Source organism: Vibrio sp. 1CM24A (genome assembly GCF_023161725.1).
GTDB classification, from domain to species: Bacteria; Pseudomonadota; Gammaproteobacteria; order Enterobacterales; family Vibrionaceae; genus Vibrio; species Vibrio coralliirubri.
Genome location: NZ_JALNTS010000003.1, coordinates 304,371 through 321,350 on the forward strand (window position 1 = coordinate 304,371; position 16,980 = coordinate 321,350).

Genomic DNA, 16,980 nt, shown 5'->3' on the forward strand with positions numbered 1-16,980 from the left:
CAAAATATTAGAATGAGTTATCAGCGAGGTTTACATGGAACAGCTTGCCAAACAAAACAACAACATTGAACAACAAGCTAAAGCCGTTGCTGTTTCAAGCAACTGTAAATATCGAGCTTTAATCTTCAAGGTTTTAGAAAGCCTGCAATTCGCGACGCTCGAGATCATTGAGCGCGACCAGCATTCGGTGTTCGGTGATCGAGAAGCCGAACTTAAAGGTCGAATCGTGATTCATGATGCGACCTTTTTTAGAGATGTGGTCATCAACGGCAGCATTGGGGCATCTGAAGCCTATATCGATGGTAAATGGACCAGTCCAAATCTCACGCGTGTGATTCAAATCATGGCTCGCAACCAAGCCCAATTAGATGAGCTTGATGACAAGACACAGTGGATTTCTCGCATCAAAAACCTCTTGCTGCGTCGTAAGAATGCCAACACCGAACAAGGCTCTAAGCGCAATATTCTCGCTCACTACGATATTGGCAACGAACTGTACGAGCGCTTCTTAGATAGCTCGATGCAGTACTCTTCCGCTATCTACAGCGAAGACGCAGAAACCTTGTCGAAGGCTCAGCAAAACAAAATGAAAACCATCTGTGAACGATTAGAGCTGTCGGAGAAAGATAGCGTGGTCGAGATAGGCACAGGTTGGGGCGGCTTAGCCATCTTCATGGCGCAACACTACGGTTGCCATGTCACCACTACCACGATTTCAGATGCCCAACATGCGCTTGCTGAACAGAGAGTAAAAGCGCTTGGTTTAACCGACAAAATCACCCTGCTTAAAGAGGATTATCGCAATCTCACTGGTGAGTACGACAAGTTGGTTTCGATCGAGATGATAGAAGCGGTCGGCCATGAATATCTACAAACCTTCTTTGAAAAGTGTTCGTCGTTACTTAAGCCCTCAGGCAAGATGCTGATTCAAGCAATTACTATTGCTGACAGCCGTTACGACAAATACCGCAAAGGTGTCGACTTTATTCAGAAGTACATCTTCCCCGGCGGTTGTTTACCTTCAGTTTCAGTGATGACCCAACACCTTGCGACCAGCACCGATCTTGTGGTTCAAGAAATTGATGACATTGGCCTGCACTACGCTCGCACGCTAAATGATTGGAACATCGCCTTTGAAAATAGTTGGGAAGAGTTAGAGTCCCTCGGCTATTCAGAAGAGTTTAAGCGCTTGTGGATCTTCTACTTCTGCTACTGTGAAGGCGCATTCAAAGAGCGCGTGATTAGCACTCATCATGTAGTCGCAAGAAAACCTCGTTACTTTGGAGCAAAAGATGAAGCGGTTTTGGATTATTAATCTCGTACTGTTTCAAGCGACCTGGGTTTGCAGTGCCTTCTTTACCGCGCAAGCCCCGTTCGTCACACCACTGATTGTAGTGGTTCACTTCCTTCTATCACCGACTCGCAGTAGCGATCTGAAGATACTCATTTTATTACCATTGGGGCTATTGCTTGATAGCCTCTTACTTCACTTCGGCGTGTTTGCCGTCGACTCTGAAATTGCTAATCAATCGTGGTTCCCGGTGTGGCTTGTCTGCCTGTGGATCATGTTCTTAATCAGTTTTAACCACAGCCTAAATTGGCTATTAAAATGCTCGAAAGTGATCTTGTTTGTCATAGGGTTCGTAGCAGGTACTAGTAGTTATTGGGGAGGGATCAAAGCAGGTGCTCTTCTTACTACTTGGCCAGATGCATCGGTAGTTGCTGCCCTTGCAATAAGTTGGGGGATTTTGTTGCCCTTACTCGTGGCCGCCTACTCCAACTTAATACAACCTAAAATGGCAATAACGAGGTGACTTATGGCTTATCCACGCAACCCGACACAAACGTTCGAACCTGAGCGCGGTATTGTTCGCACTCATCAGCAAGCAAAAAACACACTTCTAAGCTTTATTACTCTCTCGTTAATTTTTGCTGCGCTCTTATTTGCCGGAAGCGTTAAAGCCTCTGCAGTCGATGATCTGAACAAACGTGGGCAGGGTGAAATGAGTTACCTGTTTTGGACTCTCTACTCCGCAGAATTTTACGCGACTCCAACCAACTCTGAACGAGCTTTGAAGCTTGAGTATTACCGCTCTATCGATAGCAAAGACCTCGTAGACGCGACCGAAGATCAGTGGAACAAGCTTGGCTACTCTAACAGTAACATTCAACGTTGGTTGAAACCCTTGTACGCGATGTGGCCGAACGTGGAAGAAGGAAGCACACTCACGATTCGTGTCGCTGAAGACAACGTGAGTCGCTTTTATTTCGATGAACAACCGATCGGCATCATTCAAGACAAGCAATTTGGTGAAGCCTTTCTAGCGATTTGGTTATCTGAAAACACCTCTGAACCCGGTCTTCGTAAACAACTTTTAGGTTTGAACAAATGAATCCAAAAACAACAATAATAAAATTCGCTCTGGCATTTCTTTCTCTCACTTGGCTAGTGGGCTGTGGTTCTGCAAGTTTAGAAGACCATGTCGACACTACGCCAGAGCTCAAGCTTGAAACCTTTTTTAATGGCGAGCTCATGGCCTACGGCATGGTGCTCGACCGCTCTGGTAACCTACTGCGCCGCTTTGATGCCAAACTGATCGCGACTTGGGACGGTGACAACGGAGAGATAAAAGAGTGGTTCTCTTTTGCTGATGGGGAGCGCTCTACTCGCGTTTGGAATCTGCTCAAAACCGGCGAAAACACCTATTCTGGGACTGCCAACGATGTCGTTGGAACCGCTTATGGTGAGACCCAAGGTTCAGCGCTGTATTGGAAATATGATCTAGAAATTGAAGTAGACGGCAGCACCTATGAAGTGGTGCTCGATGATTGGATGTTCTTGATGGACGACAAACGCTTGTTCAACAAGACTGAGATGTCCAAGTTTGGCTTTAAAGTCGGAGAGGTCATCTTATACATCGAGAAGATTTGATTTAGCTGCCGTTTCTGATTCTTAGTTTTAAAACGATGACTACATCTACAGTACGTAACGAAACAGCCCATAACGAAAATTGTGGGCTGTTTTGTTTAATACCTCGAATAGCATACCTGCATGCTCAAGCCACTGTGCTAAGATGCGCCACCAGCATACAAATGGACTAGACTGACACTAAGCAGTTCCCATTTGTTTCGCTAAGCGTAGATTCCCTACCATGAATAATTGAAAAGGCTTTAAAGCATGAGCAAGTTGACCTCAGCGGAGCGTAAAGCTCGCGACAATGAACGTTTCTCACAACGCGTAAACGACCGCAGAGAAAAAGGTGAAGACGTAGTTGCTTACGCACTGACCAACAAAAAAGCTGTAAAATTCCTGACTAAGTCAGAGAAAAAACGTTTCAACGAAACGAGAGCGACTCTGCAAGAAGAGAAGCGAGTGAAAGAACAAGAAGAGCTTAACCGAATCGAAGACGCGTTCACGATCAAACAGTTCGACGACGAAAAATAATCACTTATGATTACTCAAAAGCGCTGGCTCTTATGGCGGCGCTTTTACTTGTTAGTTCTGCTACTTTTTAGTGGTATTATTTCTTGCCAAACAAGTCGATTCTTAACGACTTTCCCCACTCTCTTATCCAGCCTTACCGCTCGACCGATCACCCAAGCTATCAACCAGGCTATCGATCAACTTTAGCCATAGATCTCAGAAAATCTTAGCCTAGCCCCTTACTATCTCGAATCAACTCTACAAATTGAAGACAGTATGATTTTAATTACCGGATCAAGCAGCGGTTTAGGCGCAGCTCTCGCGAAACAATATGCTAACGCCGCAACAGACGCTCAGCGCGTAGCCATCACAGGTCGCAACGCACAACGTTTAGCAGAAGTGGCGCAAGGCCTACCTGCGAATACCATTAGCCAAGCGTGTGATCTCTGTGATCCGCACTCAGTGAGTGAGTTATTGGATGCGTTACCTGAAATGCCTAAACTGGTGATCCACAGTGCTGGCAGTGGCTACTTCGGTAAGATAGAACAGCAAGATCCAACCATCATCAGCGACATGCTGAAGAACAATATCGAGTCTTCGATCTTTTTGATTCGCGAGCTTGTGCAGCGCTACAAAGATCAATCAGTCACCATTGCAGTGGTGATGTCGACGGCGGCACAAGGTGCTAAAGCGGAAGAGTCCACCTACTGCGCGGCAAAATGGGCCGTGAAAGGCTTTATCGAATCGGTAAGGTTGGAGCTAAAAGGTCACCCGATGAAAATCGTGGCGGTTTATCCTGGAGGAATGGCGACCGAGTTTTGGAATACAAGCGGTAAAGACATGGATACCTCAAGCTTTATGACCGCGCAAGAAGCCGCTCAAATGCTGCAACAGGCATTGACCAGCACAGAGCATGGATTCGTATCAGATATTACGATAAACCGCGGCTAGCAGGTAAATAGCTCGCTTAATCAGCAAATAGAGCGACGCGTTACCAAAGAAATGATTAGAACAATTATTTGTGAGGGTGAGCATGAAAGTGTGCGACAATGCTCGGCGTAAATTCATATTCAAGGTTTATTATGAAACTTCTAGTTCGTAACCTATCACGCTCTACATCTGAGCAAGACATCCGTGTGCTATTTTCTGAGTTTGGCTCAGTAAAAGAGTGCAGCCTAGTTTTAGACCAAGAAACTGGCGACTCAAAAGGCTTTGCTTTTGTTGAAATGCCAGAGCAAGAAGAAGCTAAAGCAGCACTAAACAAGCTGAACTTGTCAAAGCTTGGCAAAAACACGATTCGTGTAAAAGTAGCGAACTCTTAATCGAGTCAATGCTTCATAAGCCGCATGGCTTAGCTTAACAGCAGCACAGATGATAAAGCCCGTAACGATATGACGTTTTCCAGCGCAATATCGTTACGGGCTTTTTGCTGCTCGCAATTCTCTTTTCACACGATTTGGATACGCCTACAGACCTTCATGTTCATCAATAGCGCGTCTTGCTTCAGCCATTGAACATCCAGATTCCATCACCAGCTGAGCCACAGTCATTGAAGGTGTCGCGGCCAACAGAGATGCCAAACACACCACAGGTTTAGGTAATACTTTGTCGATTGCAATTGCTATCCAACCGTCTTTTTCATGGGTTAGCATCGTTTTAAATTCAATGAGTTGACGCTCTTGAGCGACCAAAAGCCAATTACGCGAACGACGAACTCGTTTCAACTGACACCCACATTCCACAGCATTCGCCATCACTTGGCTTTTATCACTCACACGATGTACAAAACTATTCAATGGGACGCTAAACATAACTCTCTGCTAATCAATCTATTCCTACCATTCAAAAGCTCTCTACCTATCTCTCAGAACTTTCTAACTGTCACTCAATTAAAACCGTACGTAGGATTACACAGACACAAAAAAACCGCCAGTGATGCACTTAGCAGCCTCGCGGTTTTTCGTTCTTTAGAGCCTAACGCTCAATATCAGCAGCAGCTTTTTGAAGCGCCGCTATCACAACAAGTTGAAGAAGTCTGACTTCCTCGCTCAAAGCCATCAATCGCGTCTGCTAAAGCCGTAAATGATTGCTCGATATTGTCGCGTGAAGTGGCAATGTTCATTCGCATGAAGTGAGGGCTTTCAGCGCCAAACCAACCACCTGGGGTTAAGCCCATCTTAGCCTGCTCAAACACCACATTTTTTAGCTCTTCTTCCGAAAAACCCAAGCCTGAGAAATCAAACCACACTTGGTAAGTGCCTTGCGGTTGGAAGACTTTTAACTGAGGAATGCGCTGCTCCGCAAACTCAGTGATCCATTTCACCGTGTCTTGCAGATACACCAACATGCCATCTAGCCACTCACCACCTTTCTCAAAGGCCGCCACGGTTGCAAACGTACTGAACGCATTACCATGGTCAAGATACATCGCCACCACATTGGTTTTGAACGCTTCAAATAACTCATTATTGTTGGTGTACACATAGCCGTTTGAAATGCTGTGCATGCCGAAGGTTTTCGCCGGAGAACCAATCAAGGCAATGACCTTGTCGTAATCAAAGCTGGTTAAGCTCGTAAAAGCGTGACCTTCAAAAATAATGTCGGAATGGACTTCGTCGCTGATGATCAGCACGTCGTGGCGCTTAGCAATTTCGATGACTTGTTCAATCTCTTGAGCTGCCCACACGCGCCCAGTCGGGTTGTGCGGATTGCAGAAAATCATCGTCTTCACTTGTTGTTCGATGATCTGTTGCTCCATACCATCGAAATCAATCTGATAACGCTGTCCGTCATTAGTCAACGGGCTATTCACGACCTGACGGCCTGCCTTATTCACCAAATTAGCAAACTGATGGTAAGCCGGCGTATGAATAAGCACACCATCACCCTCATTGGTAAACTGGCGCAGTAACAACGCGATGCCTGGTAAGACTCCCGGAACCTGAACTAATTTGTCAGCAGACAGGCTTAAACCATGACGCTTTGAATACCATTGAGATAGCGCCTCAAAAACCGCCTGTTCATTGAACTCATACGAGTACACTCCACGCTCAACCAAGCGATTCAGCTCTTGAGTGATCGGTTCCGCCACCTGAAAATCCATATCGGCAACCCAGTAAGGAAATACATCGGTGGTGTTGTAAATGCTCTCAAGCATCTCTGGTTTGCTTTTGATAAACGCATTTTCACCGTAATTCGATGCACTGTTAAACGCTGTCATGGAGGTGTCCTCAAATAGTGTGTTCGGTCTTTTTGCAATCAACTGGATTGCATGAATACCCTTAAGACGATAGCGAGATAAAAAGGACGAAGCTTTTAAAGAAATCTTGTGATTGTTTTAAATTAATCTCTCATCTCGACCACAATCTCTGTTTTTACTGAGTTCGCGATAAAGCAGTTTTTGTGTGCCAAGTGATGCAGTTTGTCGAGCTGCTTGGCGGTGGGCTTTTTGGTACCTAAAAACACAATCTTAGGGCGCAGAGTCACCTTAGTGACAGACGAGCGGCCTGAATCATCTTCTTCCAACACACCAATCGCATCATCCACATAAGAGTCGATCACGTACTTCTGCTTTGCGGCAATGCCCAAAAACGTCAGCATATGACAGCTAGAAAGTGCCGCAATAAACGCTTCTTCTGGATCAACATTCGCTTCCACCGAAAACGGCAGTGGAACAACATGTGGAGAGGACGAAGCAGGCACAGTGACACCACCATCGAACTCCCACGCATGGCCGCGACTGTATTGATTGTCGCTAAAGGCTTCATCTTGCGCTTTTTGCCAGCGAATGACCGCTCCATATTCAGACATAATTCCTTCCCTTTTTAATGCTCCATAAATTAACGATCAGCTGGATGGTTAACACCATCGTTGGTCACCACATCACCAATATCAAAAGGGTTTACCCCTTCCAAACAGCCGATGTTAAAACCGTATTCATTTGGGCTAGAACGGCGTTGATGATGGGTATAGATGCCGCAGTTTGAGCAGAAGTAATGCTTTGCGGTGTTGGTATTGAATTGATAAAGCTTAAGATGCTCCGCACCTTTGAGGATCTTGATGCCATCCAGCGCAACAGAGCCCACAATCGCTCCCCTGCGACGACAGATAGAACAATCACAGCGGCGTGGTTTTTCTATCCCGTTAGGTAAGCTGAGCTCTAGTTCAACCGCACCGCAATGGCAGGTTGCCTTGTGAAAAGGTTGGATGACCGTATCTCCGACGACTTTCATTTTTCTCTCCAATCACATCCTTATGTTGGTCGTATCATAACCAGTTCAATACTCTCTGTCCGTAGCCGGGTGTTGAGTTCGAGAGATCTGTCATGCGCTGCTTCTCGGCTAATCTAACTAGACTTTTCAACCAAATTGCCAAAGCGTTCAAACAGAAAATCAAGAAACAGCCGGATACGCTTCGGCTGATACTTCTTGCTGATATACACCACATTCAAATCGGCACTCGACACCGACATCGCGGTGTTGAAGTTCTTCATGTAGCCATTAAGCAGCGTCACAAGGCGCTGGTTATTGATGTCGTCTTGCACATCCAGCACCGATTTAAGCGCAATGCCCTCGCCTTTTAATGCCCAATAACGAATCACTTCGCCATCGTCTGAAAATCGCTTCGGAACAACGGTAATCGACTTCTTCATATCATGATCTTGGAAGTGCCATGTCTTGAGCTCTTCATTGCTGCGCAGCATGGCTAAACAATCGTGATCAACCAAATCTTGTGGTGTTAACGGTGTTCCATGCTTGGCAAGATATTCAGGAGAAGCACACAGCACACGTCGGCTTGGTGACAAGCGTCTGGATATCAAACTGCTGTCGACCAATTCACCATAACGGACCACGATATCCATGCCAGATTCAGCAATGTTCGACAGGTTATCGTTCAAGTAGAGGTAAGGGATCACGTCGGGATATTGCTGACAGAACTCAGAGAGAATCGGAAGAATGTACTGTTTCCCGATGTCTTTCGGCGCGGCGATTTTGAGTGAACCTTTGACCTCTTTGACGCCATTTTGAATCAGGTTTTCGGCCTCACCGACATTATCTAATATCTCCAGACACGCCTTGTGATACAGCTCGCCAGAGTCGGTTAAAGACACATGGCGCGTGCTTCGATTCAACAACTTCACACCATAGCGCTCTTCAAGTGCCTGAAGCCTTGCTGTCATGGTCGCAGGTGATAAACCCAGTTCGCGCCCCGCCGCCGCTAACCCGTGATGCTTAACAATACTGACGAACATCGCCATATCTGAAAACTTATCCATACGATTCTCGCTTCCGCCTCTTCGTCTTACTTCTCGCTCTTAATGCTCGATCTCAACACTTAGCCACATTATTCATATTATCCGAATAATGAATTTATATTTTAGCCAATTATCAAATTTAGTCGAATACATATAATGACAAACATCAACAGAACAACGCAGGAATTCAGAGCATGACTAACGAATCGACTAATCAAGAGCAACGCACTTTCGTCATCATTGGTGGCACATCAGGCATCGGTAATGCACTCGCGATGAAATTGAGAAACGAAAACAACACAGTGCACGTCGCTAGCCGACATACAGGCCTTGATATCAGCAATGAAAAGTCAATTTGTGAATACTTCGAATCGATTGGCGTGTTTGACCACTTAATCGTAACGGCTGGCTCATCCGCTCCCGCAGGAAAAGTAACAGACGTCGCAACCGCAGACGCTAAGACAGCTTTTGACACTAAGTTTTGGGGCAGCTTAAACGTAGCCAAACATGCCGCACGCTACATGACGCCAAACGGCTCTATCACGCTCACGACGGGCATGTTGTCACGCAAAGTAGTGGCTGGCACTTACGTAAAAACCGCCATCAACGCCGCACTTGAAAGCGTCACTAAAGTGCTTGCGAAAGAGCTCGCACCAATTCGAGTGAACGCCGTAAGTCCGGGCTTAACCATGACAACAGCCTACAAAAACATGGACGACACAGCTCGCTCAGCCATGTACGACAACGCAAAAAACAATTTACCTGCAGGCAAGGTTGGCGAAGCCTCAGAAATCGCTATGGGTTACCTGTTCGTGATTACTAACCCATACGTGACTGGCTCAATCATCGACATCGATGGCGGTGCGTTGCTCGGCTAAAACATCTCGCCAAGACACAAAGAACAATCGTTAGGACGTGTCTCTAAACGTCCTAACAAACAAGAATTTACACAGGTAACTCATCATGAAACAAGAAAAGATTCCATTCCAAGTTTGGATACTGACACTCGCAGCTTTTGCCATTGGCACCGCTGAATTTGTTATCGCAGGCATTCTTCCACAAATTGCGACTTCCCTTTCAATCACTGAAGGCCAAGCGGGCTATCTAATCAGTGCGTATGCGCTAGCTATCGTTATCGGCGGGCCAATCTTAACCATCTACCTTGCGCGCTTTAATAAGAAGGTGGTGCTAATTGGCTTAATGGCACTGTTCATTATTGGCAACGTCTTATCCGCCTTAGCGCCAAGCTATCCGCTTCTACTGGCGAGTCGTGTTATCGCAGGCTTAGTGCAAGGCCCTTTCTATGGCATCGGTGCGGTTGTCGCAACCAACTTAGTGTCTGAAAAAATGGCAGGTCGCGCGGTCGGTCAAATGTTCGCAGGCTTAACGCTCGCTAACGTTCTTGGCGTTCCAGCTGGTACATGGGTGAGCTTGCAATTCGGTTGGCACACCACCTTCTTTACCGTTGCGGCACTTGGCACGATTGCGATGATTTCTATTCTAACGTCAATCAAATCGAATGGTCACAGTGAAGCAAAAGACATCAAAACTCAGCTGTTAGCGTTCAAAAATCCAATGCTGCTGATCAGTTTGGCAATCACTGCTTTTGCTTGGTCTGGCTTCATGACGCTATACGGATACCTTGCGCCAATCGCTATGCACATCACCGGCTACGGTCAAGAGTCTGTTACTTGGATCTTAGTGATTGTGGGTGTCGGCTTAATCATCGGTAACACCTTGGGCGGACGATCTTCAGATAAAAACCTAGGCAAAGCTTCAATGTTTTGGGCAGTCGCAATGATCGTTTCATTGGTGGTGGTTGGCCTTGTGGTAGACAACAAAATCCTATTCGTTGTAGCGGCATTTGTCTTTGGTATTGCATCATTTGCTAACGTTCCAGCCATGCAACTTCGAGTAATGAGCCACGGTGGCGAAGGCCAAGAGCTAGCAGCAACCGCGAATATCTCAGCGTTTAATTTAGCCAATGCCTTCGGTGGATTCCTTGGCGGCATGGTTCTCGACAGCCAACTAGGCGCAGGCATGATTCCATTCGCAGCCGTTGTTGTCCCAGTGATTGGTTTGCTGCTTATCGCCAAAGCCAACCGAGCGGGCAAGCCACAAAGCAACTCTATTTTCAGCCCAGCAGAAAGCAAATAACACGGCTATAGCCCCAATAAAAAACGAAAGATCACAGCATTAAAACAAGGTAGAAACCATGAACAAATTATTCGAAACATCAGAACTGAAAGGCCTAGAACTGCAAAACCGCGTGGTTATGGCACCTATGACACGCGCTCGTACTAGCCAACCTGGAAACGTGCCAAACGACATGATGGCAACCTATTACCAACAACGCGCAAGTGCAGGGCTTATCATCACTGAAGCGACCCAAATTTCAGATGACTCTCAGGGTTACTCTTTCACTCCCGGCGTTTACACCGATGCACAAATCGAAGGTTGGAAGTCAGTAACCACAGCAGCCAAAGAGCAAGGTGCCGCGATATTCTGCCAGCTATGGCATGTAGGCCGAGTATCACACCCTACCTTTCAAAAAGGCGAGTTACCGATTGCACCTTCTGCATTAGCTCCAATAGAAACGCAGGTTTGGATCTCTGATGAAAATGGTAACGGCAACATGGTCGATTGCATCCAACCAAGAGAGATGACCCAAGCAGACATCGATCGTGTTGTTCAAGATTTTGCTAACTCAGCGAAAAAAGCGGTCGAGGCAGGGTTTAACGGCGTCGAGATCCACGGTGGTAATGGCTACCTGATTGACCAGTTCTTAAGAACTAACTCAAACAAGCGCACCGACAACTACGGCGGTAGCCGCGAGAACCGACTTCGCTTCCTAATCGAAGTGGTGGATGCAGTGATTGATGTAATTGGCGCAGACAAAGTAGGTGTACGCTTGGCTCCGTTCATCACCTTCAAAGACATGAACTGCCCAGACATCGTTCCAACGATTTTAGAAGCGTCAAAGGAACTGCAAGTTCGTAATATCGCTTATCTGCACCTGTCAGAAGCCGACTGGGATGATGCTCCAGTTATCCCTGAAAGCTTCCGTGTCGAACTAAGAGAGTTGTTCTCTAACACCATCATCGTCGCTGGCAGTTACACACCACAACGCGCCGAAGAAGTGTTAAGTAAAGGCTACGCCAACCTCGTCGCATTTGGTCGCCCATTCGTCGCCAACCCAGATCTCGTATCACGCCTACAAAACGGCAGCGAACTATCCGAACTCGATGGTGCCACCCTATTCGGCGGCAACGAAAAAGGCTATATCGATTATCCAGCGTTGTAGTGGATTTTGAAGTGATAGTGATGCCTTGAGTTTTACGACAGGCAAAAGAAAGGCTCGCATGACTAGTGCGAGCCTTATGCAGTTTAGGGGGTAAACCACAATCTAGTTTAATTATTTAACTTATGAGCCATTATGCACTTGTGCGCATTGATATTCTATTTTTAAATGATTCACTGCAATTAATCAATCGATAAAAGTTAGCGTTTGGTCAATTTAAACCACATAGATAACAGTGATTTAGTGATTGATGTCTAGAAAACCATCATAAAACCCATAAAAATCAGATCTATAAGCTTCTCATTTGCCAGTAACCTTCACCATTAGTCGCGAGTTGGCTGTGTAAATAATCGAGCGTATCTGCGACCGTTCCCGCAATGCCTTGTGGTGGATTAAACAACAGCAAACCACTGCCGATCAGGCGATCATCACCCTTGGGATCTCGAAGGCGAAGCTCCGACTTAATCGGACTGGGTAGCAAGCCATCTTTCACCGCTGTCACACAGTGGTTCAGAATCAGTGAGCTCTTATCATCCGTGTAAAGCGGATACCAAATTAATGCTGATACCTTCTCAGACTGCTGATACGCCTTAACCAAAGCATCGATCACTGCGAGATATTCAGAATCGGTTTCATAGGGTGGATCGATAACAATCAGGTGATGATTGTCGTGCTTTGCTATGTCGTCAGGCAGTGCTTTCAAGCCATCGCCCGCGGTAATGGTGAGCTTACTTGAGACATCAAGATCGCGTTGCAGCTTCTCAATGTTGGTTTGTAATAAGTCGGCTTCATCTTGCTGAATGTCTGAAAAATAGAAGCTATCTTGGCTGCGGCCTTGTTGGTAGGTGATGGCTGCAGAACCCGGATAAAGAGAGATAAGTTGATTCGGATTGTAGTATTCCAGCACCGACATAAAAGAAGCAAATGCCGGAGGAAGATAAGCCTTGTTTCGCCACAAGTACCCGACCCCTTCAGCAAACTCACCAGCATGATTACTGGGTGCAGTAGTGAGGTCATAACACCCTGTACCAGAGTGCGTGTCGATAACATTGAGGCGTGAATGTTGCTGCATTAATGACTGAACAAGTGCACTCAATACTGGATGCTTTAGCGCATCCCCATGGTCGCCTACATGACATTGATGTCGATATTCCATTCCTTTGCCTCATTTCTACTGACGTCATCTAAACATACTTCATATCATGGGGGCTTGCCTGCTGAATCCATCGTTTTTTGAAATAGGCTCTCTTTTCTGTAACTGTTTGACTCTTATCAAAAATAAAGCCCCTCGTTTTGTTATAAACGAAGGGCTTTATTGACGTTACTGACTCAGTCGTCTTGTGAACGAATAGATAACCTAAGGGTACTCACCCTCAACTTCTACTGGCGCTTTCACTTGGTAGTGACAAGGCTGTAGGCCAAGTAACTTAGGCAGTGTGATACCTACAGAAACAGAAGACCACGTACCGCTGACAATGCCGACAACCAATGCAATAGCAAAACCTTGCAGCGCAGCGCCACCAAGTAGCCAAAGCGCAGATACGGTGATTAGCGTTGTTCCTGAAGTCACCATGGTGCGTGAGAAGGTCGCTTTAACCGATTCGTTAAGTAAGTTGTCAGTGTCACCGTTTGGATTGCCGCGCAGCATTTCACGAACACGGTCAGCAATGATGATCGAGTCATTCAATGAATAACCGAGAATCGCTAGTACGGCCGCTAATACAGTCAGGTTGAACTCAAACTGAGTAAACGCGAACAGACCTAAAATAAGCGTCACGTCATAGATGATCGCGGCAAGAGCACCAAGTGCCAAACGCCATTCAAAACGCACACTCAGGTACAGCATGATCATTAGGAAACACACCAATACCGCCAAGCCACCTTGGTCAACCATGTCTTGACCCACTTGAGGGCCAACCACGCTGCTGTTAAGCACTTTTACTTGATCACTCACCGATGACAAAGCATCCACTAGGTTTGGCTGTGGCGCGTCTGTCAGTTGGCTGTAACGGATTGTCCAGCGATCTTGCTCTGCCATACCAACCACTTGCACGTCTTGTTGGAAAGCCGTATCAAGTTTGGTTTTTAACGCATCTTTGGTGACTTGATCAGAGAGCTGAACCTCGGCAACCACACCGCCGGTAAAGTCCAAGCCCCAGTTAAAACCTTTCACCGCCACCAGCATCACAGAGCTCATGAACAGCACAATAGAAATCACAGACATCACCTTACGAAGGCGAGTCATGCTGCTGTTTGAAATAGTCATATTTGAAATACTCATGCTTAAATCCTTACATCGTGGCGTTGGTCACGCCCCCAAACCAAATTGATGATCGCTCGTGAAGCAAAGATGCCCGTGAACATACTGGTTAGAAGACCTAAGCCCAGTGTCAGAGCGAAGCCCTGAATCGGTCCATTACCAATGGTATATAGAGCCACAGCAACGATCATGGTGGTGACGTTAGCATCGAAAATAGAAGAGAACGCACTGTCAAAACCACGGTCGATGGAGCTAGCAAAGCTGCGGCCTTCTTTCATCTTGTCTCGAATACGTTCGAAGATAAGCACGTTAGTATCCACCGCCATACCGACGGTCAGTACCAAGCCTGCAATACCTGGCAGAGTTAAGACGGCACCCGGTAGCAAGGCAATCAAACCAAACAATGTGGTCATGTTGACGACCAATGCAGCGTTCGCAACCCAACCAAGGCGGCGATACCACAGCGCCATAAACGTTAGAGTCAGACCAAGGCCAAGCGCCAAAGCAGCAAAACCGTTAGTTACGTTTTCCGCACCCAAAGACGGACCAATGGTACGTTCTTCAATGATGGTCACTGGCGCAGTCAATGAACCCGCACGCAGCAGTAACGCAAGCTCTTGTGCTTCTGCCATGCTGCCTGCACCTGTGATTCTGAAACGGCTACCCAGTTGAGATTGGATGTTCGCAACACTGATCACTTCACTGGTTTTTTCGCTGTTACCGGCTCTGTCACGGCTGTATTCGCTGTAAACGGTCGCCATTGGCTTGCCGATGTTATGGCGAGAAAACTCAGACATTTTCTTACCACCAGAAGAATCCAACGTGATGTTTACTTCTGCACTGCCCATCTCACCAATGCCACTGCGTGCATCGATAATGTGTTCACCGCTCAGCACTGCTTTGCGCGCAACCACGACACGATTACCATCTGAATCTTTCAGAGTTTGAGTATTGCGCGTTGCGTTGTCGTACACAGAGTAGAACGCAAGCGAAGCAGTAGCACCAATCACATCTTTCGCGGCTGCAGGGTCTTGTACACCCGGTAATTCGATACGGATACGGCTTTCACCTTGGCGTTGAATCGATGCCTCAGTGATGCCTAGCTCTTCAATACGGCTGCGCATGATTTGCAGGTTTTGTTGAACCGTTAGGTTGCGTAGCGTTCTTTGTTCTTCTTCAGACTGAGTTAACGTTAGCGATTTATCTGAACGGTCACGTTGCCATTGTGGGAACTCTTCACGAATCAGTTTCTGTGCTTTCTCGAAATCTGCATCAGTACGGAAGTTAAATTCAACTTGGTTGTTCACCACTTTACCGCGTGCATAACGCACTTGGCTGGTGATCTCGTCGACCACAGATTGCGCTTGTGCGTGGTAAACCGGTTCCATGTCCACTTCTAGTAGGAACTGCACACCACCGCGTAAATCAAGGCCTAACTGAATCGGTGCGAAGCCCATGTCAGTCAGCCATTTTGGAGCTGCTGGCTCCATCGCTAGTGCAACCGTCGCGTTGTCCAATAGGCGCTCATTCAGCACCTCTTTAGCTTTCGCTTGTTGTTCTGCGTCTTCCAAGATCACGACTAAACGTTGGTCTTTTTGAAATGCCGATTTAGCTTGGATGCCTTCGCTCGCAAGGTATTGGGTAATTTGACTCGCATCGATGGTCTGTTCGGAACGATTGTTAATTTGAACCGATGCATTCTCGCCATACCAAGAAGGTAAAGCACTCAGAACCATGATGATGATAGTGGCGATAAGCACTACGTATTTCCACTTTGAGTAGTGGTTTATTTGTTTTCTTTGAATGCGTTTTTTCACAGTCAAGATCTCTTCTTTTTACCAATCACGGTGAATAAATGATCGACACTAGCGAAGGAAAAAGGCTTGAGAACAAGGCAGGATTTTTCGATAAGTAGCTATTCTACAATCAAAAATTCTAACGCAGTTATCGAGCATTTTAACCAGCTAGGGTGTTCAGTTATTTACTACGATTGGTATGTCTAATGTTTTGCAAACACGAGCAATGGCTAATCGCAACCAGAACAAGCTGATTGAACGGTAGTGATGCTAAAGCTGATGTCGCTATGTTTGTTTTGGTTAATTGGCGAGTTCAACGGGCACAAGTGACCATCGATACAACCAATTTAGGGTCAAACGATTAGCTAAGAAGTTCTCGGAAATGCGAGTATTGGATGTTGCCCTCTTTCCACCCAGAAAGCCGGGAGGACGGAGAACTCACAATACTGGTCCAGTGCTGCTTGGAATCCAACAACGGCGTGTTGAAAAGCAGAGAAGCCAGTAATGAAGGGGGAGAGAAGTCGATCAGTAGGTGATAAGCTGGCTCAAGATCGGCCACGCTTTCTTGCTCGTTACTGAGCATACGTCTGAAGTTTGCTGCTTGAAGGCTTGATTCGGTGTCGTGATAGTTAGAACTGTCACCAGAAGGCACAGTGCCAAACTGAGCCTTATCGCACTCTAAGTAGCTCGACGGATTATCCGTATCAGCTTGTTTACAAAGATTAGTCTGCGAAGATTGCTCTTGAGCCGAATGAATTTGAAATGGCTTAGAAGGAAACGAATAGCCGTTAGAATTCACTAAGCCAAAGCTCAGTAAAAACAACATTAAGACTAATCGGGTACCCAGTTTAAGCAATCTAATATCCAAACAACATTCTCGTAGATCGTCAATCTACAATACAAATGAAACGCTGTCTTGATTTAAAACATTTTTTTAGGAAATGA

The 16,980-nt window shown here is 46.3% G+C and carries 19 protein-coding genes; 10 read left to right on the top strand and 9 right to left on the bottom strand.

Translation table 11 applies throughout. The features are described 5' to 3' along the window. Nucleotides 1–34: 34 nt before the first annotated feature. From MSG38_RS08905 to MSG38_RS08935, 7 genes are all read left to right on the top strand, one after another. The gene (locus tag MSG38_RS08905) at nucleotides 35–1,315 is read left to right on the top strand and encodes a cyclopropane-fatty-acyl-phospholipid synthase family protein (RefSeq protein ID WP_048610077.1); all 1,281 of its coding nucleotides are present in this window, start codon (nucleotides 35–37) and stop codon (nucleotides 1,313–1,315) included. Then, a complete protein-coding gene (locus MSG38_RS08910) occupies nucleotides 1,293–1,814 on the top strand; it encodes a DUF2878 domain-containing protein (protein WP_017061278.1) in 522 nt (173 codons plus the stop codon). The genes MSG38_RS08905 and MSG38_RS08910 overlap by 23 nt, the downstream gene beginning before the upstream one ends. Before the next feature lie 3 nt (nucleotides 1,815–1,817). Further along, nucleotides 1,818–2,393, top strand: coding sequence for a chalcone isomerase family protein (locus MSG38_RS08915; RefSeq protein ID WP_248401644.1), 576 nt, complete (start codon nucleotides 1,818–1,820; stop codon nucleotides 2,391–2,393). After that, the gene (locus MSG38_RS08920) at nucleotides 2,390–2,932 is read left to right on the top strand and encodes a DUF3833 domain-containing protein (RefSeq protein ID WP_248401645.1); all 543 of its coding nucleotides are present in this window, start codon (nucleotides 2,390–2,392) and stop codon (nucleotides 2,930–2,932) included. Before MSG38_RS08915 ends, MSG38_RS08920 begins: the two co-directional genes overlap by 4 nt. A gap of 246 nt (nucleotides 2,933–3,178) precedes the next feature. Beyond that, the gene (locus MSG38_RS08925; RefSeq protein ID WP_048610083.1) at nucleotides 3,179–3,445 is read left to right on the top strand and encodes a hypothetical protein; all 267 of its coding nucleotides are present in this window, start codon (nucleotides 3,179–3,181) and stop codon (nucleotides 3,443–3,445) included. 255 nt (nucleotides 3,446–3,700) lie between these two features. Next, complete coding sequence (locus MSG38_RS08930; protein WP_048610247.1) at nucleotides 3,701–4,375, top strand: SDR family NAD(P)-dependent oxidoreductase; 675 nt, start codon at nucleotides 3,701–3,703, stop codon at nucleotides 4,373–4,375. 131 nt (nucleotides 4,376–4,506) lie between these two features. Continuing rightward, nucleotides 4,507–4,746: an RNA-binding protein gene (locus MSG38_RS08935; protein ID WP_017061273.1), complete on the top strand. Its 240-nt coding sequence runs from the start codon at nucleotides 4,507–4,509 to the stop codon at nucleotides 4,744–4,746. 144 nt (nucleotides 4,747–4,890) lie between these two features. Here MSG38_RS08935 and MSG38_RS08940 read toward each other — a convergent pair whose 3' ends face one another. From MSG38_RS08940 to MSG38_RS08960, 5 genes are all read right to left on the bottom strand, one after another. Next, nucleotides 4,891–5,235 carry a ribosome recycling factor family protein gene (locus MSG38_RS08940; RefSeq protein WP_048610245.1) on the bottom strand — a complete coding sequence of 115 codons (345 nt, stop codon included), beginning with the start codon at nucleotides 5,233–5,235 and terminating at the stop codon, nucleotides 4,891–4,893. A gap of 176 nt (nucleotides 5,236–5,411) precedes the next feature. Then, the gene (locus tag MSG38_RS08945; protein ID WP_048610243.1) at nucleotides 5,412–6,644 is read right to left on the bottom strand and encodes a PatB family C-S lyase; all 1,233 of its coding nucleotides are present in this window, start codon (nucleotides 6,642–6,644) and stop codon (nucleotides 5,412–5,414) included. A 122-nt stretch (nucleotides 6,645–6,766) separates the two neighbouring features. Continuing rightward, nucleotides 6,767–7,234 carry an OsmC family protein gene (locus tag MSG38_RS08950; protein ID WP_048610240.1) on the bottom strand — a complete coding sequence of 156 codons (468 nt, stop codon included), beginning with the start codon at nucleotides 7,232–7,234 and terminating at the stop codon, nucleotides 6,767–6,769. A 29-nt stretch (nucleotides 7,235–7,263) separates the two neighbouring features. After that, entirely contained in the window at nucleotides 7,264–7,656 is a 393-nt protein-coding gene (locus tag MSG38_RS08955; protein ID WP_017057647.1) for a GFA family protein, read from the bottom strand. Between the two features lie 113 nt (nucleotides 7,657–7,769). Next, nucleotides 7,770–8,699 carry a LysR family transcriptional regulator gene (locus MSG38_RS08960; RefSeq protein ID WP_248401646.1) on the bottom strand — a complete coding sequence of 310 codons (930 nt, stop codon included), beginning with the start codon at nucleotides 8,697–8,699 and terminating at the stop codon, nucleotides 7,770–7,772. 173 nt (nucleotides 8,700–8,872) lie between these two features. Here MSG38_RS08960 and MSG38_RS08965 point away from each other — a divergent pair, with 173 nt between their 5' ends. The 3 genes from MSG38_RS08965 to MSG38_RS08975 all read left to right on the top strand — a co-directional run bounded on the left by MSG38_RS08965 (nucleotide 8,873) and on the right by MSG38_RS08975 (nucleotide 11,982). After that, complete coding sequence (locus tag MSG38_RS08965) at nucleotides 8,873–9,556, top strand: SDR family oxidoreductase (protein ID WP_248401647.1); 684 nt, start codon at nucleotides 8,873–8,875, stop codon at nucleotides 9,554–9,556. An 85-nt stretch (nucleotides 9,557–9,641) separates the two neighbouring features. Continuing rightward, a complete protein-coding gene (locus MSG38_RS08970; protein ID WP_248401648.1) occupies nucleotides 9,642–10,835 on the top strand; it encodes an MFS transporter in 1,194 nt (397 codons plus the stop codon). Between the two features lie 58 nt (nucleotides 10,836–10,893). Beyond that, a complete protein-coding gene (locus MSG38_RS08975) occupies nucleotides 10,894–11,982 on the top strand; it encodes an alkene reductase (RefSeq protein WP_248401649.1) in 1,089 nt (362 codons plus the stop codon). 286 nt (nucleotides 11,983–12,268) lie between these two features. Here MSG38_RS08975 and rlmJ read toward each other — a convergent pair whose 3' ends face one another. The 4 genes from rlmJ to MSG38_RS08995 all read right to left on the bottom strand — a co-directional run bounded on the left by rlmJ (nucleotide 12,269) and on the right by MSG38_RS08995 (nucleotide 16,861). Further along, the gene (gene rlmJ / locus MSG38_RS08980; protein ID WP_050632610.1) at nucleotides 12,269–13,135 is read right to left on the bottom strand and encodes a 23S rRNA (adenine(2030)-N(6))-methyltransferase RlmJ; all 867 of its coding nucleotides are present in this window, start codon (nucleotides 13,133–13,135) and stop codon (nucleotides 12,269–12,271) included. A 201-nt stretch (nucleotides 13,136–13,336) separates the two neighbouring features. Further along, on the bottom strand, nucleotides 13,337–14,260 hold the full coding sequence (gene secF, locus MSG38_RS08985; protein ID WP_017108000.1) for a protein translocase subunit SecF: 924 nt from the start codon (nucleotides 14,258–14,260) through the stop codon (nucleotides 13,337–13,339). Between the two features lie 2 nt (nucleotides 14,261–14,262). Next, on the bottom strand, nucleotides 14,263–16,062 hold the full coding sequence (gene secD / locus MSG38_RS08990) for a protein translocase subunit SecD (RefSeq protein ID WP_248401650.1): 1,800 nt from the start codon (nucleotides 16,060–16,062) through the stop codon (nucleotides 14,263–14,265). A gap of 334 nt (nucleotides 16,063–16,396) precedes the next feature. Continuing rightward, nucleotides 16,397–16,861 (bottom strand): hypothetical protein, encoded by a 465-nt coding sequence (locus MSG38_RS08995; protein ID WP_248383249.1) that lies wholly within the window; start codon nucleotides 16,859–16,861, stop codon nucleotides 16,397–16,399. Nucleotides 16,862–16,980 lie beyond the last annotated feature (119 nt).

Bases quoted from the DNA above. Each gene is read 5' to 3' on its own strand.
- MSG38_RS08905 (WP_048610077.1), top strand. From the start codon at position 35: ATGGAACAGCTTGCCAAACAAAACAACAACATTGAACAACAAGCTAAA.
- MSG38_RS08910 (WP_017061278.1), top strand. From the start codon at position 1,293: ATGAAGCGGTTTTGGATTATTAATCTCGTACTGTTTCAAGCGACCTGG.
- MSG38_RS08915 (WP_248401644.1), top strand. From the start codon at position 1,818: ATGGCTTATCCACGCAACCCGACACAAACGTTCGAACCTGAGCGCGGT.
- MSG38_RS08920 (WP_248401645.1), top strand. From the start codon at position 2,390: ATGAATCCAAAAACAACAATAATAAAATTCGCTCTGGCATTTCTTTCT.
- MSG38_RS08925 (WP_048610083.1), top strand. From the start codon at position 3,179: ATGAGCAAGTTGACCTCAGCGGAGCGTAAAGCTCGCGACAATGAACGT.
- MSG38_RS08930 (WP_048610247.1), top strand. From the start codon at position 3,701: ATGATTTTAATTACCGGATCAAGCAGCGGTTTAGGCGCAGCTCTCGCG.
- MSG38_RS08935 (WP_017061273.1), top strand. From the start codon at position 4,507: ATGAAACTTCTAGTTCGTAACCTATCACGCTCTACATCTGAGCAAGAC.
- MSG38_RS08940 (WP_048610245.1), bottom strand. From the start codon at position 5,235: ATGTTTAGCGTCCCATTGAATAGTTTTGTACATCGTGTGAGTGATAAA.
- MSG38_RS08945 (WP_048610243.1), bottom strand. From the start codon at position 6,644: ATGACAGCGTTTAACAGTGCATCGAATTACGGTGAAAATGCGTTTATC.
- MSG38_RS08950 (WP_048610240.1), bottom strand. From the start codon at position 7,234: ATGTCTGAATATGGAGCGGTCATTCGCTGGCAAAAAGCGCAAGATGAA.
- MSG38_RS08955 (WP_017057647.1), bottom strand. From the start codon at position 7,656: ATGAAAGTCGTCGGAGATACGGTCATCCAACCTTTTCACAAGGCAACC.
- MSG38_RS08960 (WP_248401646.1), bottom strand. From the start codon at position 8,699: ATGGATAAGTTTTCAGATATGGCGATGTTCGTCAGTATTGTTAAGCAT.
- MSG38_RS08965 (WP_248401647.1), top strand. From the start codon at position 8,873: ATGACTAACGAATCGACTAATCAAGAGCAACGCACTTTCGTCATCATT.
- MSG38_RS08970 (WP_248401648.1), top strand. From the start codon at position 9,642: ATGAAACAAGAAAAGATTCCATTCCAAGTTTGGATACTGACACTCGCA.
- MSG38_RS08975 (WP_248401649.1), top strand. From the start codon at position 10,894: ATGAACAAATTATTCGAAACATCAGAACTGAAAGGCCTAGAACTGCAA.
- rlmJ (WP_050632610.1), bottom strand. From the start codon at position 13,135: ATGGAATATCGACATCAATGTCATGTAGGCGACCATGGGGATGCGCTA.
- secF (WP_017108000.1), bottom strand. From the start codon at position 14,260: ATGAGTATTTCAAATATGACTATTTCAAACAGCAGCATGACTCGCCTT.
- MSG38_RS08995 (WP_248383249.1), bottom strand. From the start codon at position 16,861: ATGTTGTTTTTACTGAGCTTTGGCTTAGTGAATTCTAACGGCTATTCG.